The sequence below is a fragment of the Lachnoanaerobaculum gingivalis genome, from assembly GCF_003862475.1.
GTDB lineage: Bacteria > Bacillota > Clostridia > Lachnospirales > Lachnospiraceae > Lachnoanaerobaculum > Lachnoanaerobaculum gingivalis.
This window is the reverse complement of record NZ_RRCO01000002.1, coordinates 373,347-390,163: the sequence shown is the minus strand read 5'-3', so window position 1 is coordinate 390,163 and position 16,817 is coordinate 373,347. Positions and strand designations below refer to the sequence as shown.

Sequence of the window (16,817 nt, the reverse complement as noted above, 5' to 3'; positions counted from 1 at the left end):
GAATTATGTCTGATTTAGAATTACTGGAAGAAGCAAAAAAGGCAAGAAAGATGGCCTATGTTCCATATTCAAAATATAAAGTAGGTGCTGCACTTATGACCAAATCTGGAAAGATTATACATGGTTGTAATATAGAGAATGCGGCATATACTCCGTGTAATTGTGCGGAGAGAACAGCTTTTTTTAAAGCGGTATCTGAAGGAATATATGATTTTTGTAAGATAGCCGTTGTCGGAGGCTTTGAAGACAAAGATGCGGATGCTTTATGTACTCCATGTGGAGTTTGCAGACAGGTCATGCAGGAGTTTTGTAACCCTAAGAAATTTGAAATCGTAATGTCTGACGGTGCAAAGATAAAAACTATGAAATTGGAAGAATTGCTACCATTCGGATTTGGACCTGATAATCTAAAATGACAGTTAAAATGTACATATAAAAAACAGATATAGGAAGGTTTGATGAAGAAAACATTATTAAATAAATTTATTCTGGTAACGACAATGGGTACGATACTTGTCACAGGTGTCGGAAGAAATATTTTTATAAAAGATATCAATGCATTTACTACAAAGAAGGGTAGTGTAGATGTAAGTGTACTTAATGTAAGATCAAATGCCGGTACAGGAAATAATACTATTGCCACACTTGAAAGAGATACAAGTGTTACAGTACTTGATGAAGTCAACAGTGACGGAATGTATTGGTATAAAATAAGCTTTAACACCGGTTCAGGTGACAAAGAAGGCTATGTGGCAAAGAATTATATAAAAACGGAAAGTACTGCAAAGTATACAACCGATAAGAATTTCGAGTCTGAGATAGCAGGTTTTCCGGAGAGCTATAAGAACAGGCTAAGAGCCTTACATGCCGAATATCCAAACTGGAAATTTGTTGTACAAAATGTAGATATTTCATGGGATGAAGTAATAAGAAATGAATCGGTAGTAGGAGTTAATCTTGTAAAAAAGGATGCAAAGTCGTCTTGGAAATCAACTGCGAGAGGTGCGTATAACTGGAGTAACGGCACATGGCCCGGATTTGATTCAAATGAATGGGTTGCCGCAAGTGAAAGTATTATAAGATATTATATGGATCCAAGGAACTTTTTGGATTCAACCAATATATTTCAGTTTTTAAACCATGGATATACTACAGGTGAACAGACCGAAGAAGGTGTTGAGAAGATGCTTAAAGGTACTTTCATGGAAAGTACATCAAGTGTCAAGAGTACTGCACCGTCTGCAACAGCGGCACCGACAACTACAGCTACAACAGCGGAAACTACAACAGCAGCAACTTCTACAACACAAGCAAAGACTTCCGGAACGAATAAGAACAGTACAGTTAGTTACTCAAGTGTAAAGGCTCCGGAAAGTGTACAAAGTGCTGAAAGTAAAGTATATTCGACCAATACAAACGGTCCTGTGGCAGATTCTAATGAAAACGCAGAACTTGTAGGTCCGGGTGTAGAAAATGTAACTCTTGCAACAACAGCGAAAGAAGAACTTCCGACGGTAGAAGATAAAGATAACGGTCCGGGATATACAGAACCTGCACCTGCGCCGGTTTTTGAATCAACTACGGAGTTTAATGATACGGAGCATGGACCGGGAGTGGTAAACAGTGACAGTATTAAAGAGAGTGTAAGCGCTTCAAACAGTACATATGCATCAACTGCAGCAAGTTCAGTCACTGAAAATGCAAATACACTTTCAAACGGTACTACATATGTTGATATGATTATGGATGCTGCCAAAAGTTCCGGTGTTAATCCCTATGTTATAGCCGCAATGCTTATACAGGAACAGGGAGTTAAAGGTACATCAGGGCTTATAAGCGGAGCAACAGGTGTTTATAATTTCTTCAATATAGAGGCTTATCAGTCGGGAAACCAGAGCGCAACAAGCAGAGGGCTGGCGTGGGCAGGAAGCGGAAATACATACCTTCGTCCATGGAATACAAAGGCTAAAGCAATAATAGGCGGCGCCATGTTCTATGGAAGCACTTATTCAAAAGCAGGACAGAATACATTCTACTTAAAGAAATTTAACGTTCTTGGTGAAAACAAATATAAACATCAATATATGACAAATATTGAAGGTGCAAAGAATGAGGGAGCTATGCTCTCGAGAGCATATTCGGAAGAGGATAAAAAGGGAGTTTTCACATTCCATATACCTGTCTATAGAGATATGCCTGAAGTACCTGAGGCAATGCCGACAGGAGACGGTAGTCCGAATAACAGGTTATCTTCACTAAGTATAAGCGGATATAATATTACACCAAGCTTTAGTAGTGACAATTATTCTTATAAGGTTGAATTGCCGTCAAATGTAAATAATGTTAATATTAAAGCAAATGTAGCCGATGCAAGTGCAACTGTATCAGGAATCGGTGATATTGAACTGAACTCTTCAAACTCCACAGTTGACATAATTGTTACAGCTCAAAACGGAACTAAAGAGAAGTACAGCATAAATATAAAGAGAGGAAATTAATACTGTATCTACATTTTATGTAGGGTTAATGTCAGAGGATCAAGATGAAATATTTAAAAAAGCATAATATAAATATCGTCATACCTTCATTTATACTTACATTGATATTTTCAGTTGTAATAGCTTTTAATGCTTTTGCTATGGGTATCAGTATAAGCTTTGCAGATGTCAATGCAACAGTGGGTGATGAAGTAAATTTGGTAATGAGTTTATCGTCAACAGACGGAAACATTGACAGCGCAAATATAATGCTAAGTTATGATGACAGCATTTTGGATTTTGTCGGAGGAACAAATGCACAGGGTGGGGCAGGAAGTATAAAAGTCACATCCAATACAGGAAGCAGCAGTAACAATCAAAACTATTCCTTGAAATTTAAAGCCAAGACAGCCGGGGAAACCACAGTTGTTGTAAGTACATGGGAAGTATATGATACAAACTCAAAAATGGCTACAATGCAGTCTCAAGGCAGCGGTAGAATAAAGATAAAATCTGCAGATCAGACTACTGCAGAAGAGTCTACTGTAGAAAAGAATAAGGAAGCGGCAACTACTGTTGCGGTAGATAAAAAGGATGCAATGCTTTCTTCTTTGAAAGTCAGTCCGGGTAAGCTTTCACCTGATTTCAGCAGTACTGTGAAAAATTATGACATGAATGTAGCAGGAAATATATCCAACATTGCGGTAAACGCAAAGGCAAGACAGGACGGAGCAAAAGTAGTTATAACGGGAAATGATAATCTTGTAGTCGGAGTGAATGCTATTAATGTAAAGGTAACATCTCCTGACGGTTCAGCCGTAGAAAGTTATATTATAAATGTAAATAAAAGTGCGGTAAAAAAAGAGGAAACATCAGAGTCTTCTTCTGAAACTTCAGCAGAAGAAGTTAAGGAAGAAACGCAGAGCAGTGCGGACGTTCCTGATTTGGTTTCCACAGATAACGGACTTACCTTAGGAGGAATTGATTATCAGGTATCGGATTCATTTGATAAAAATATTCTGCCGGAAGGTTTTGAAGAGTCTACATTCACATATAAAGGTAGAGATGTTAAGGCTGGAAAGATGAAGGGGCAGGATGTGTATATACTTTATCTTGTAGGCAATGACGGATCCGGAGATTTTTATATTTATGATGACGCTGCAGATACATGGGCTGTATATACGCAACTTACCACAAATACTAAGAGTATCACTATAATGCCTATTGATAAAGGTGTAGAGGTACCTAAGGGATTTATTGAAAGCATAATAAATATAAACGGTAAAAAGATTCGAGGATGGATTTGGGGCAGTGACAATGAAAAGAGATATTGTGTTGTTTATGCCATGAATTCAGAAGGCAAGAAAGACTTCTACAGATATGATATGGAGGAGCACACAATACAAAGGTACTTTGCCGATCCTAATGTAGATACAGGAGTATCAACCGAAGAATATAATGCACTTGAAAAGAAATACGAGAAGAGTAATGAGTGGGTAAGAAATTTGATTGCACTTGCAGTTATATTGATTATCTTTATAATAATTTTACTTTTGTCAAGGGCTTCAAATAAAAAGAAGGCTGCAAAGGCGGCACCAAAGCCTACAAAAAAGAAAAACAAGAGCAACATTACTTCAAAAGTGGATTTGATACCTGAAGAAGAGATGAATGATGAAACAACTCTTGAATATATGCCTTTAAGTAAGAAGAAGGAAGAAGAGCCTGTAAAGTCGGAGGATGAATCGGACGATTTTGATGTAATAGATCTCTCAAACGGTGAAGTTGTAGAAGAAAAGGATTTTGAAGAAGTAGAAGAGCTTAAAAGCGATTCTGATGATGAAGATGATGATTTTGAAGATTTAGATATTTAAAAAATAACCACCCGATAAGTCGGGTGGTATTTTTATGGATTATAATTTAAAATTTCTTTTTCTTACCGTATTTCGGCTCGGCAGTAAGTCCTATTCCAAGTTTGTTTAGAGTCTTTATATCCGCTTCTGAAAGCATTACAGAAGAATGCATTTGTAAACCTTTAAGTTTCGGTATGGCATTTAAAGCTTTTCTCGCATTTTCATCTGTAGCCGCTGAAATAGAGAGAGCTATAAGAGCTTCATCTGTATGAAGCCTCGGATTGTTAGCGCCAAGATATGTAGTTTTTAATTCCTGCACAGGTGCAATAACTGTAGGTGAAATAAGTTTTATATCATCATCCACACCACTAAGGGCTTTTAATGCATTCAAAATAAGTGCGGCACTTGCACCAAGAAGTTCGGAAGTCTTACCTGTAATGAGTTCTCCGGTTTCAAGTTCAATAGCTGCTGCAGGGGTATTTGTGGCTTCAGCTTTTAAAAGTGCTGCAGAAACAGCTTTTCTATCATTAATACTTGTTTTTGCCTGCTGCATTATAAGCTCAAGTTTATAAACTTCATCAGCTTTGCATTCTCCTTTAACAAATCTGGCAAGAGAATTATAGTATCTTCTTATGATTTCCTGTTTACTTGCCTCTCTGCACACCTCATCATCAATAATACAGTTACCGGCCATATTTACTCCCATATCTGTAGGAGATTTATATGGGCATTCTCCAAATATTCCCTCAAAAATTGCCATCAAAACAGGATATATCTCTATATCTCTATTGTAGTTTACAGTGGTTTTTCCATATGCTTCCAAATGGAAAGGATCAATCATATTTACATCGTTTAAGTCTGCTGTAGCGGCCTCGTAGGCAAGGTTTACAGGGTGCTTTAACGGCAAATTCCAAATAGGGAATGTCTCAAACTTTGCATATCCTGCTTTTATTCCTCTTTTATTCTCATGGTAGAGCTGAGAAAGACATGTAGCCATCTTTCCGGATCCCGGTCCCGGAGCGGTAACTATTACAAGAGGTCTTGAAGTGGCGATATAATCATTTTTTCCATAACCATCTTCACTGACAATATGTGCCACATTGCTTGGATACCCGTCAATCAAATAAAGTTTGTATACTTTTATACCGAGATTTTCAAGCCTTTCCTTAAACTTGTCCGCACTCTTTTGTCCTGAATACTGTGTAATACATACACTGCCTACAAACAGCCCTTTTCTGCGAAATTCATCTATAAGTCTGATTACATCGGCATCATAGGTAATACCATGATCTTCTCTAATCTTGTTTTTTTCAATATCCGATGCAGAGATTGAAATAATTATTTCGGCCTGATCTTTTAGTTGAAGAAGCATTCTAAGCTTTGAATCAGGTTCAAAGCCCGGAAGTACTCTGGATGCATGGTAATCATCAAAGAGCTTTCCGCCAAATTCAAGATAAAGTTTATCACCAAAACTTGCTATTCTTTCTCTTATATGCTCAGATTGTGTTTTTAAATACATCTGATTATCGAAACCGATTTTCATAATACGCCTTCCTTCTTTAGTATTGAACTATTATATAAAATCAAAATAGAATTATATCACTTTTTAAAACCGTATTAAAGGGGAAACAACATAGTTTAGTAATTAAATTAATTTTCAAATATTTGAACACGATTATAATATTTTTTCATTTATTATTAAAAAAGAAATCTGCAAACTTATATATTATAAGTGTAATTAAAGTGATATACTAAAGCGACTAAAAAAGAAAGCAGGTTTTTATATGAAAAAGCAATTTTTAATGACAGTTATGGGTGCAGCTATTGTTTTGGCGGCATGTGGAAGTAAAGGAACAAGCAAAAATGAAGACACTACAGTGACGATAGAACACAATGAACAAAGCGTTGAAGAGGGTTCAGGTAATGAAAGTGTGGCAGATGAGCCAAGCACAGCTGTAAGTAATGCGGATATAAAATTAAAGTATTCAAATCTTGTAGATGAAGAGACAAGAGAAAGAGTAAAAAATGCTCTAAAGAACTCAGGTCTTAGTGACGAAAAGATAAAGAACTTTTTTGATGCTGTAGATGAGTATAATAATGCAGTAGGCAGCAAGAATCTGGTTCAGAGTATGACAACCATAGATGCCGCTTTCCCTACATTCGATCAGGACAAGCTTATAGATGCATGGCTTGCAAAGGGAGGATATGTAGGCAGAAACTGTAGAATTACATCATATTCTTTGATGGGAGATTTTATAAAAGTCGGAAATCCTACACCGGGTGATACAACAATGCTTTTTAACGATTTTGATTCCATAAAAGACAAAAATATTTTTGAAGGTGAGGATAAGAAAAAATTTGATACATTATTTTCGTATATTGATGTAACAAATACACATGATACAAATGTTTTGTCGGATGAAATAGTAAAATCATGGGAAGATAAGCAGATTTCGTTTAACAATGATAAGATGCATATGATTTCAGTATTTATGACCATGGACGACGGCATGAATAAGGTACAGGAGTTTATAGGGCATACAGGTATTTTGGTAGAAGACGGTGATAAATATCTCTTTATTGAGAAGCTGGCATTTGAGTTACCGTATCAGGTAGAAGAATTTGACAATTTACAGGATGTAAATGATTATCTGATGGGATACTACGACAATGAAGCTGATGGACTGACTGCAAAGCCTGTTATTTTTGAAGACGGAAAAGTAATGAATGAGTACAGAGTCTTAAAATAGTACTTGCATTTTCGCTTATTTTTGGTTGAATTATATTCCTGTCTTTGACAGCTAAAAGGTCTGAACCCCGCATATATCAAGGGTTTCAGACCTTTTTTAATTCACAAAAGTGTAGCTAGGACTACCTACTTTTTTTGCTTTCCCGAAAGACTTTCTTCATACTCAAATCGGTTAAGATTTCATAATCGGTACGAAATCCAAATGCTTCATGAAGTGCATCTGTTATAGCTGTTCTTGTGTAAGTGGGTAGATATCCTAACTTTTCTCCCGGACGATACATCATCATAGAGCGTAATACGTTAATAATCTCATCGCATGTATATTGTTCGCCAAGTTTTTTCTCAAGTATCCTAAAGACTACCAATGAAGCAAAACAAGTTATAAAATGTGCCTTTATGCGATCCTCTCTTTGAAGATAAATAGGGCGTGCACTGAACTCGGTTTTCATGATTCTGAAACATTCTTCAATTTCCCATCTCTTCTTGTTTATATGAACGATTTCTTCCGCCCCGGTTGTCTCCAGATTAGTACAAACGGCATAGAAGCCGTCATATTTTTCTTCTTCAGCTATGAGGTTCGAATCTATATAAGGGATTTCTCTGTCACAGACTTCTCCTGAAGATGTCATTGCTTCAGTAGCAATAAAACGGCGTGGATCATTTTGATTTTTTTGATTTCTTTTATATTCCCCTTTTTCAATAAGCTTATTAGCACGGTCAATCCGGTTTTGCCTGATTTTTTGGTGATATTTTTTGTACTTTAAGGAGAATGATACAATAAGATGTTGCTCTAACGCTTTATCACCTTCTTTGACCTTTTTATTGGATAAATCTTCTTTAATCCATCTTTCCTTATAAAAGACTTTATTATAGTCTGTTTGTTCATCTAGGTTATTCAGATTAAATAATCCTGCTTCACCTTGTACTGACCATCCTACAGGGTCTAGGGCAAACTCCTTTAAATATTTTGGGAGTTGTTTTATAGATTGTGTTGTTATAAAACTTCTCATTCTTTCACCAAATAAAGTTTTGTCGTTAAACTTTCTATTGGCATTTGAAGAAAGACCTGCGTCTGTACAGATAATAATACTATCAACACCATAATCATCGATTACCTTTTGTTCAAGAGGCTTTAGTGTTGGCTGCTCATTCTTATTTCCGGGGAAAATATCAAAAGCAAGAGGAATACCGTCATGATCCATAAACATTCCCATTCCGACAATAGGTAGTGGTTGATGTTGTTTTGATTTTCCATATTTCCTAAGTTCGTCTTCCTGCTCGATTTCAAAGTAATAGTTTGTGCAATCATAGTAAAGAATGTCATTCCTGCGAGGAAGTATTCTTTGGCTATTTTTATAAAGTTCAGATTGAATAAAGTCACTTTCTTTAGATAAAACAGAAAGTGAACGATATATATCATGTAAATTAAAGGTTGGCTGTTCAACAAACATTTTGGAAGAACGATTTGATGCCAACTTAGAAGATGGATAAAGAATACGAGTAAAAATTAGTCGAGATAAAATATCGTTCAAATCATATTCAAAGCTATACTTTTTTGAAATTTTAGAACAGATTTTATCCAGCTTAAGTGAATAGTAAATACTCTGAAGAAATAGATATCCACAGTTAAACAAATGTTTTTCATCAGGCTTCAGGAGTTTTGAAGGAGAACATTTTATCAATATCTCTTTTTGTTCCTCATATTCCTTGCGATTAAGTTCATCAACATATTCCTTAGCCCAAACGTAAGGGTCTTTTCCATTGGCTCTAGTCTTAACCATATCAAGATTTCCAAGTTTTTCAATAGTAACTGTAGTGACAGAACCATTAGATTTGCGTATGGATTTCTGAACATAAAATGTAGCAGAGTTTTTTGATTTACTTACAGTAAGCTTCATAGTATTCCACCTCCATGCTCATATTATACCATATAACTATAAATAGCTACAAAAAAATAACATAAAATTTGACAAAAAATAAGACTGAAATCCGGTCTTTATAAGGGCTTGAGGTTTATAAAGGGAGTAGTTAGCTGTCAAACTCCCGAATCGAGCTACGGCGGAGATGATGGCGAGGGAGTTTTTTTGGTATGAGAGTTAATTGTAATGGCTATTTTTTGTTAGATATTGTATAATATAAACAAATATCAGTATATAAAATGATATCTGTAATTGTATATATGGAGTTAAGGAGGGATTTCTATGATTGATATAACACAATATTTGCAAGGAATATATGAAGATTTGCAAAGTTATGTTGATAATGATGTATGCTTATGTAAATTTAAAGAATTAAATTTTGAAGCAGGAGCACTTCCTGATTATACAGATATAAATATTCAGCAGTTAACTTATTAAGATATGCATTTGCTTATGCATTTGAATATAGTGGAATGTATCTGGATGTATTATCTCAGATGGATGATGCTAATCATATTTCGGTAACATCGGTGGGATGCGGATCGATGATAGATTATTGGTCATTGATACATACATTAGAAATGAAGAGTAAGATGGATTGTAGTATAAGATATGTTGGAATAGATATAATTGACTGGAACTACAAAATTCCCCAAAGGCAAAATGATGAAGTACATTATTTAATTGGAAATGCAGCTGATATTTTCACAAATAATAGTCAATTTATCTCCGATGTGTATTTTTTTCCAAAGTCAATTAGCGAGTTCACTGATAGTGAACCGAATGCTATGGCAAATAGCTTTTCGTCAAAGAAGATACAAAAAAATAGGTTTTTTGTTTGTATATCTCTTAGGGAAGATCAAGGGAGTATGGATAGAGATATGCAAAAAACAAAATGCTTAATTGAAGCAATAAGTAAAAATGGTTTCTATACCAAATGGCCATATAATCAATATACATATTATGATTGCAATGATGGCATTGTATCATTAGATAATGATTTTAAGTATCCGCAAGGTGCATTAAAGTTTGTGACAAATCTAAATATGGAATGTGTGAATTATAAGATTCAAGAAATGAATTGTCAATCTGATTGTCAGAAATATTTAAGCAGATGGCCTATTTTAAGAGTAAAGCATATTAGATATCAAGTAATTATGTTTGAAAGGATGAGCTAGATGATATTAAGTGTGAGTAGAAGAACAGATATTCCTAATTATTATTCGGAATGGTTCTATAATAGAATAAAAGAGGGATTTCTATATGTTCGTAATCCGATGAATGCTCATCAGATAAGCGAAATAAAAATAACTCCAGATATTGTAGATTGTATTGTGTTTTGGACAAAGAACCCTTTGCCAATGATGAAAAGATTAGATGAGATAAAAGACTATAGTTATTATTTTCAATTTACATTAACTGGGTATGGAAATGATGTTGAGGTAAATTTACCTAATAAAAAAACTACCATGATTACAATATTTCAAGAGTTGTCTGATAAAATAGGTAAGCAAAGAGTTGTTTGGAGATATGATCCTATATTCTTTTCGGATAAATATACGAAAGAATATCACATAAAAGCATTTAAGAGTATTGCAGAGGCATTAAGCGGATATACAGAAAAATGTGTGATTAGCTTTGTGGATATTTATCCTAAGAATAAGAAAAATATGGATTGGCTGTTAAGTCATGAATTAAGCGATTATGAGTTGAGAGAATTTGCTAAGGAATTAAGCAAGATAGCAGCAGATAATAATATAAAGCTTGGAAGTTGCGCAGAAAAAATAGACTTAGATGAATGTGGTATAGTTCATAATTCCTGCATAGATAGAGAATTGATTGAAAAGATTATTGGATGCAAATTAAATGTCGAAAAAGATAAGAATCAGCGTATAGAATGTGGATGTGTTGAAAGTGTTGAAATAGGTACTTATAATACATGTAAAAATGGATGTGCATATTGTTATGCAAACTATAGTTCGAAAAGTGTAGAAACAAATGCTGCTGAATATGATCCTTTATCGCCACTTCTATGTGGTCAAGTCCAAGAAGATGACAAAATTACTATCAGAAAAGTTGGTTCATTAAAAGAAACACAGCTAAGCATTTTTGATATGTGAATGTATAATTACATCATGTATTTGTTGGATTATAATTGGCTCCATTTTGGCTCTAAAAATATTAGACGAGGTACACAAAAATGCGAAATAAGATGAAGATGAAGAATAAACCTGAATTATTCACGGCATAATATTTAAGTTAATTACCGTGCTATAAATCTTTAAACTTAAGCAATGACGCTATAACTGACTTAATACACCTAAAAATGGGCAGACTTCCCCTAGGTAAGGTTTACAAGTAGTTATCAAGCTGTCAAGGTTCATTATTAGTTGTTATTCAAGCTGTATACATAGCTTGCTGATATTGGATAGGGTCTTATAGAACTCATCCTTATATGGGCAACTGCTACACAGCTTGAATGTTGTATACCTTGCTGTACGAATTACTCTTGCAGCAATCTTTAGTAGTTTTAGATGGACAGTATCAATACGTTGTTTTCTCATATTTGTAGATAACGCCAATCGTCTAAACCAATTGAATATGTTATAAGCAAGTGCATGTATTTGAAGCCTGTTGGCATTTACAATTCTTGTATGACTGCTGACAGAAGCAAAATCAAAACCTGTTTTACTTTCCTTTATGAAGTTTTCCATCAATCCTCTTTTACAATAGAACTTGATTAGATATTCAGGGGATGACTCCATGTTTGTAACAATGAATGTATACATGTAAGTCATTTGGTTTTCAGGTTTTTCAACTTTACAGACAACACGTCTTTTATGAGGCCAAGGACCTGCCTGATACATGAATTCACCATAAACTACAGCATAATCTACTTTGTTGTTTTTTGTGATTTCATCAAGTTCATCTACAAGATATAATGCCTTATCACGAAGTATAGCATTTTCTTTCAAACGAATTACATAGCCGGTACCGTTTTCTTCACACTGTTTATAAAACTTAGTGTTGCAAAGCCACTATCTCCACGAAGGAGAAGTTTAATTTCCGGAAAATCTTCAAGATATTCATAAAGTATAGGCTGCAGAAAGTCCACAACTCCTGTGCTTGAATACTGAGTCCCATCGCGAAGCTGAATTTTAATCAAATCTGTAAGCGTCAATTCAAGTACGCCTCCCCATAAATACACTTCCACTATAAAATAATCTTATACTAAATATGTGGAGGTGCCTATGGCTAAATATCCTAAAGAAGAAAAAGAGCAATTTATTGAGGAGTTTAAAAATAGTGGATTAAGTATCGCAAGCTGGGCTAGGAAGAATGGATTACCTATTTCAACAGTCACAAGATGGGTGAGTAAACATGATAAGAAATCAAAGCACTCTAAGGATGTTGAATTTATTGAAATCAAGACAACACAATCCGGCAAGACCCTAAAGATGGAGATAGGTGCTGTCAACATCGTAGTGGATAGATATACTGATCTTGAACTACTTGCAAAGGTGATCAAGGTGGTGAATGAAATAAATGTTTAACTATGACAATTATCGTGTAATTATTTCTTGTGGTGCCACTGATATGAGGAAAAATATAAACGGATTAGCTGAAATTGTTTATAGCAATTTCAACCTTGATCCAAGAGATAAGGTAATATTTGCTTTTTGTAATAATGCAAGGGATAGGATAAAGCTTCTTGTATGGGAAGATAATGGATTTTGGATTCATTTTAAAAGAATTGAAAAAGGACATGTGGTTTGGCCGTCACAAAGTGATACAGAAATCACTATGGATTTATTAATAGACGACTTGAAAAATATAATCATGGCACCGGGAATAAAACAAAAAATTAAGCGTAGTGAAGTCTTCAAAAAGTGTTGATTTTGCTGGATTCATCATAGATTTTATAGTATAATCCTGTCTTTGACAGCTAAAAGGTCTGAATCCCGCACATATCAAGGGTTTCAGACCTTTTTTAATTCATAAAAGTGTAGCTAGGACTACCTACTTTTTTTGCTTTCCCGAAAGACTTTCTTCATACTCAAATCGGTTAAGATTTCATAATCGGTACGAAATCCAAATGCTTCATGAAGTGCATCTGTTATAGCTGTTCTTGTGTAAGTGGGTAGATATCCTAACTTTTCTCCCGGACGATACATCATCATAGAGCGTAATACGTTAATAATCTCATCGCATGTATATTGTTCGCCAAGTTTTTTCTCAAGTATCCTAAAGACTACCAATGAAGCAAAACAAGTTATGAAATGTGCCTTTATGCGATCCTCTCTTTGAAGATAAATAGGGCGTGCACTGAACTCGGTTTTCATGATTCTGAAACATTCTTCGATTTCCCATCTCTTCTTGTTTATACGAACGATTTCTTCCGCCCCGGTTGTCTCCAGATTAGTACAAACGGCGTAGAAGCCGTCATATTTTTCTTCTTCAGCTATGAGGTTCGAATCTATATAAGGGATTTCTCTGTCACAGACTTCTCCTGAAGATGTCATTGCTTCAGTAGCAATAAAACGGCGTGGATCATTTTGGTTTTTTTGATTTCTTTTATATTCCCCTTTTTCAATAAGCTTATTAGCACGGTCAATCCGGTTTTGCCTGATTTTTTGGTGATATTTTTTGTACTTTAAGGAGAATGATACAATAAGATGTTGCTCTAACGCTTTATCACCTTCTTTGACCTTTTTATTGGATAAATCTTCTTTAATCCATCTTTCCTTATAAAAGACTTTATTATAGTCTGTTTGTTCATCTAGGTTATTCAGATTAAATAATCCTGCTTCACCTTGTACTGACCATCCTACAGGGTCTAGGGCAAACTCCTTTAAATATTTTGGGAGTTGTTTTATAGATTGTGTTGTTATAAAACTTCTCATTCTTTCACCAAATAAAGTTTTGTCGTTAAACTTTCTATTGGCATTTGAAGAAAGACCTGCGTCTGTACAGATAATAATACTATCAACACCATAATCATCGATTACCTTTTGTTCAAGAGGCTTTAGTGTTGGCTGCTCATTCTTATTTCCGGGGAAAATATCAAAAGCAAGAGGAATACCGTCATGATCCATAAACATTCCCATTCCGACAATAGGTAGTGGTTGATGTTGTTTTGATTTTCCATATTTCCTAAGTTCGTCTTCCTGCTCGATTTCAAAGTAATAGTTTGTGCAATCATAGTAAAGAATGTCATTCCTGCGAGGAAGTATCCTTTGGCTATTTTTATAAAGTTCAGATTGAATAAAGTCACTTTCTTTAGATAAAACAGAAAGTGAACGATATATATCATGTAAATTAAAGGTTGGCTGTTCAATAAACATTTTGGAAGAACGATTTGATGCCAACTTAGAAGATGGATAAAGGATATGAGTAAAAATTAGTCGAGATAAAATATCGTTCAAATCATATTCAAAGCTATACTTCTTTGAAATTTTAGAACAGATTTTATCCAGCTTAAGTGAATAGTAAATACTCTGAAGAAATAGATATCCACAGTTAAACAAATGTTTTTCATCAGGCTTCAGGAGTTTTGAAGGAGAACATTTTATCAATATCTCTTTTTGTTCCTCATATTCCTTACGATTAAGTTCATCAACATATTCCTTAGCCCAAACGTAAGGGTCTTTTCCATTAGCTCTAGTCTTAACCATATCAAGATTTCCAAGTTTTTCAATAGTAACTGTAGTGACAGAACCATTGGATTTGCGTATAGATTTCTGAACATAAAATGTAGCAGAGTTTTTTGATTTACTTACAGTAAGCTTCATAGCATTCCACCTCCATGCTCATATTATAACATATAACTATAAATAGCTACAAAAAAAATAACATAAAATTTGACAAAAAAATAAGACTGAAATCCAGTCTTTATAAGGGGTTGAGGTTTATAAAGGGAGTAGTTAGCTGTCAAACTCCCGTTTTAAAATAATGCTTGCATTTTTTGATTATTTTTGATTGAATTATATTATCAAAAACAGGAAAGAAGTATTATGGCAGAGAGAGTTAATATATTAAAAATAGATTATGAAATGAATCGTACAGACTGGACTGAGGTAGTATCGGCAGTATTTGGTGGTATGCTCCGCGTACAGGAAGCTATTGAGATGTATGTAGCTAAAGGACAGGCTTGGAATGTTGATTTTCATACAAAGAAAATCAACATCGGTAAGAGCACATATCCGATACAATACATAGGAAGTGAAGCAATCGAATCAAATGACTGGCTTTGGGGCTGGGAGAATATAAACGGATTTGATGAGAGCTTACTTGAACTTGTTGGAGAAGCAAGAGAATTTGGAGAAAAGGTAGGCTTTGCAGCCTTAACAAATCCAAATTTGCCTTTAACAGAGAAAGTTACCGGATATATACTTTCAATGATTTCATGTGGCATAAGTGAAAAGAATTACGGATATTATCCATGCAAACATCCGGGCGGTATTGCATTTGTGGCACTTTACGATTTACCTGAGAAGTTCTTTGCACCTGTAGATACAAAGCTATTTATCAAAACTATAATGAGTGCGATTAGTAATTATGAGCTGGATCATAAAATTTTAGTAGAAGGTTTCCTTGCATGGAACGGTACAGATTATCATTGGGAAAACAATAATATTTATGCTAAATTTGCAGAAAATGACGGACAACTCCTGATAAGATTTGAGGATATCGGAGATAAAAAAAGAATACAGTCAATCGACGGATTGAAATAGAGATAAGGACTCCAAAAATGGGAGTCCTTTTTCTTTATAGATGCTTTACACTCTGTCTTCTTAAGAGCTGATAAGGCATTTTAAATGCACTCCCTTTGAAAGAATTTGAAGAGAAGTATTCCAGCAAAAGTTGGGCAGATTTTACTCCTGTATCAAAAGTGGCATGACGTATTGTAGTAAGTGACGGTCTGATAGCAGTTGCCAGATTACTGTCGTCTACACCTGTAACTGAAATATGCCCCGGTACTTGTATATTATTATCATACATAAAATCTATGGCTCCTACAGCAATATTGTCACAGGCACAAAGAACTGCGGTAGGAAGTATAGATGCTTTTTCATATATTTGATTCATTCCTGTATAGCCGTCTTCTATGGTAAAGGAATCCTGAAGGCTTATTAGGTCTTGGGAAGTATTTAAAGAACATTCCCTAATACCTTTCATATACCCATCATATCTTTTCTTTCCGGCTGATAAATCATGAAGCGGTCCTCCAATAAATGCGATATTACGATGTCCCATATTATAAAGAAAATGCACCATGTCACAAATTGCCTGCTGATTATCCATATTTACAGAACTGACAGGGATTTTTAGCTCAAAATCCGGAATATCCTGACATACATATATTACAGGCTTATTGTTTCTATGTATCCACATCATATGTTCTTTAGGTATATGAACATTTGCCATAATAATACCTTCAACTTGCTTATTTTTTAAGACATCCAAAAAATGTATTTCTTTATCAAGTTCACCATTAGTCTCACATATTACAGTATTATAACCAAGAGGTGTAACAACACTGTTAATACCCTGTAATATTCTGCCGAAAACATTATTAGATATGTCAGGAAAAAGAACACCGATTAATTTATTTGATTTACGATTTTCTTTTTTTAATGCCGGACTGGGTGAATAACCAAGTTCTCTTATTACTTCCATAACTTTGTTTTTTGTAGCAACAGATACAGTATTACTTTGATTTATAACTCTTGAAACCGTTGAAATTGATACACCGGCTGCATTTGCAACATCATTAATATTAACCATATAAGACCTCCTTTATGAAAATGATTATGAAAAG

The 16,817-nt window shown here is 34.7% G+C and carries 14 protein-coding genes and 1 pseudogene; 10 read left to right on the top strand and 5 right to left on the bottom strand.

What is annotated here, in order from left to right:
• Positions 1 to 5 precede the first annotated feature (5 nt).
• From cdd to EHV10_RS05980, 3 genes are read left to right on the top strand one after another with little or no spacing between them, the layout of a single operon-like run.
• Positions 6 to 416 (top strand): cytidine deaminase, encoded by a 411-nt coding sequence (cdd, locus tag EHV10_RS05990; protein WP_128673879.1) that lies wholly within the window; start codon positions 6 to 8, stop codon positions 414 to 416.
• Between the two features lie 42 nt (positions 417 to 458).
• A complete protein-coding gene (locus EHV10_RS05985; RefSeq protein WP_128673878.1) occupies positions 459 to 2,498 on the top strand; it encodes an SH3 domain-containing protein in 2,040 nt (679 codons plus the stop codon).
• 44 nt (positions 2,499 to 2,542) lie between these two features.
• A complete protein-coding gene (locus EHV10_RS05980; RefSeq protein WP_128673877.1) occupies positions 2,543 to 4,348 on the top strand; it encodes a cadherin-like beta sandwich domain-containing protein in 1,806 nt (601 codons plus the stop codon).
• Between the two features lie 46 nt (positions 4,349 to 4,394).
• On the opposite strand, the gene EHV10_RS05975 is transcribed toward EHV10_RS05980, so the two are convergent.
• The gene (locus EHV10_RS05975) at positions 4,395 to 5,870 is read right to left on the bottom strand and encodes a DUF1846 domain-containing protein (RefSeq protein ID WP_128673876.1); all 1,476 of its coding nucleotides are present in this window, start codon (positions 5,868 to 5,870) and stop codon (positions 4,395 to 4,397) included.
• A gap of 241 nt (positions 5,871 to 6,111) precedes the next feature.
• Here EHV10_RS05975 and EHV10_RS05970 point away from each other — a divergent pair, with 241 nt between their 5' ends.
• Positions 6,112 to 7,077: a DUF4300 family protein gene (locus EHV10_RS05970; protein ID WP_128673875.1), complete on the top strand. Its 966-nt coding sequence runs from the start codon at positions 6,112 to 6,114 to the stop codon at positions 7,075 to 7,077.
• A gap of 121 nt (positions 7,078 to 7,198) precedes the next feature.
• On the opposite strand, the gene EHV10_RS05965 is transcribed toward EHV10_RS05970, so the two are convergent.
• On the bottom strand, positions 7,199 to 8,974 hold the full coding sequence (locus tag EHV10_RS05965; RefSeq protein WP_128673874.1) for an IS1634 family transposase: 1,776 nt from the start codon (positions 8,972 to 8,974) through the stop codon (positions 7,199 to 7,201).
• 303 nt (positions 8,975 to 9,277) lie between these two features.
• Here EHV10_RS05965 and EHV10_RS14520 point away from each other — a divergent pair, with 303 nt between their 5' ends.
• From EHV10_RS14520 to EHV10_RS05955, 3 genes are all read left to right on the top strand, one after another.
• Positions 9,278 to 9,433, top strand: coding sequence for a hypothetical protein (locus tag EHV10_RS14520; protein WP_158609906.1), 156 nt, complete (start codon positions 9,278 to 9,280; stop codon positions 9,431 to 9,433).
• A 107-nt stretch (positions 9,434 to 9,540) separates the two neighbouring features.
• Positions 9,541 to 10,173, top strand: a complete 633-nt coding sequence (locus tag EHV10_RS05960) for a hypothetical protein (protein ID WP_207667130.1) — start codon at positions 9,541 to 9,543, stop codon at positions 10,171 to 10,173.
• A complete protein-coding gene (locus EHV10_RS05955; protein WP_128673872.1) occupies positions 10,174 to 11,115 on the top strand; it encodes a DUF1848 domain-containing protein in 942 nt (313 codons plus the stop codon).
• A gap of 273 nt (positions 11,116 to 11,388) precedes the next feature.
• Here EHV10_RS05955 and EHV10_RS05950 read toward each other — a convergent pair.
• Positions 11,389 to 12,164 (bottom strand): annotated as a pseudogene (locus tag EHV10_RS05950) (IS1380 family transposase); the annotation flags it as partial.
• 82 nt (positions 12,165 to 12,246) lie between these two features.
• On the opposite strand from EHV10_RS05950, the gene tnpA reads away from it, so the two are divergent.
• Together tnpA and tnpB are read left to right on the top strand one after the other, a co-directional pair.
• Positions 12,247 to 12,549 carry an IS66 family insertion sequence element accessory protein TnpA gene (gene tnpA / locus EHV10_RS05945; RefSeq protein ID WP_128673871.1) on the top strand — a complete coding sequence of 101 codons (303 nt, stop codon included), beginning with the start codon at positions 12,247 to 12,249 and terminating at the stop codon, positions 12,547 to 12,549.
• A complete protein-coding gene (tnpB, locus tag EHV10_RS05940) occupies positions 12,542 to 12,892 on the top strand; it encodes an IS66 family insertion sequence element accessory protein TnpB (RefSeq protein WP_128673870.1) in 351 nt (116 codons plus the stop codon). Before tnpA ends, tnpB begins: the two co-directional genes overlap by 8 nt.
• Positions 12,893 to 13,011: 119 nt before the next feature.
• On the opposite strand, the gene EHV10_RS05935 is transcribed toward tnpB, so the two are convergent.
• Entirely contained in the window at positions 13,012 to 14,787 is a 1,776-nt protein-coding gene (locus EHV10_RS05935; protein ID WP_128673869.1) for an IS1634 family transposase, read from the bottom strand.
• Between the two features lie 222 nt (positions 14,788 to 15,009).
• On the opposite strand from EHV10_RS05935, the gene EHV10_RS05930 reads away from it, so the two are divergent.
• Positions 15,010 to 15,729, top strand: coding sequence for a DUF6882 domain-containing protein (locus tag EHV10_RS05930; protein WP_128673868.1), 720 nt, complete (start codon positions 15,010 to 15,012; stop codon positions 15,727 to 15,729).
• A 34-nt stretch (positions 15,730 to 15,763) separates the two neighbouring features.
• Here EHV10_RS05930 and EHV10_RS05925 read toward each other — a convergent pair whose 3' ends face one another.
• Positions 15,764 to 16,783 (bottom strand): LacI family DNA-binding transcriptional regulator, encoded by a 1,020-nt coding sequence (locus EHV10_RS05925; RefSeq protein WP_128673867.1) that lies wholly within the window; start codon positions 16,781 to 16,783, stop codon positions 15,764 to 15,766.
• Positions 16,784 to 16,817 lie beyond the last annotated feature (34 nt).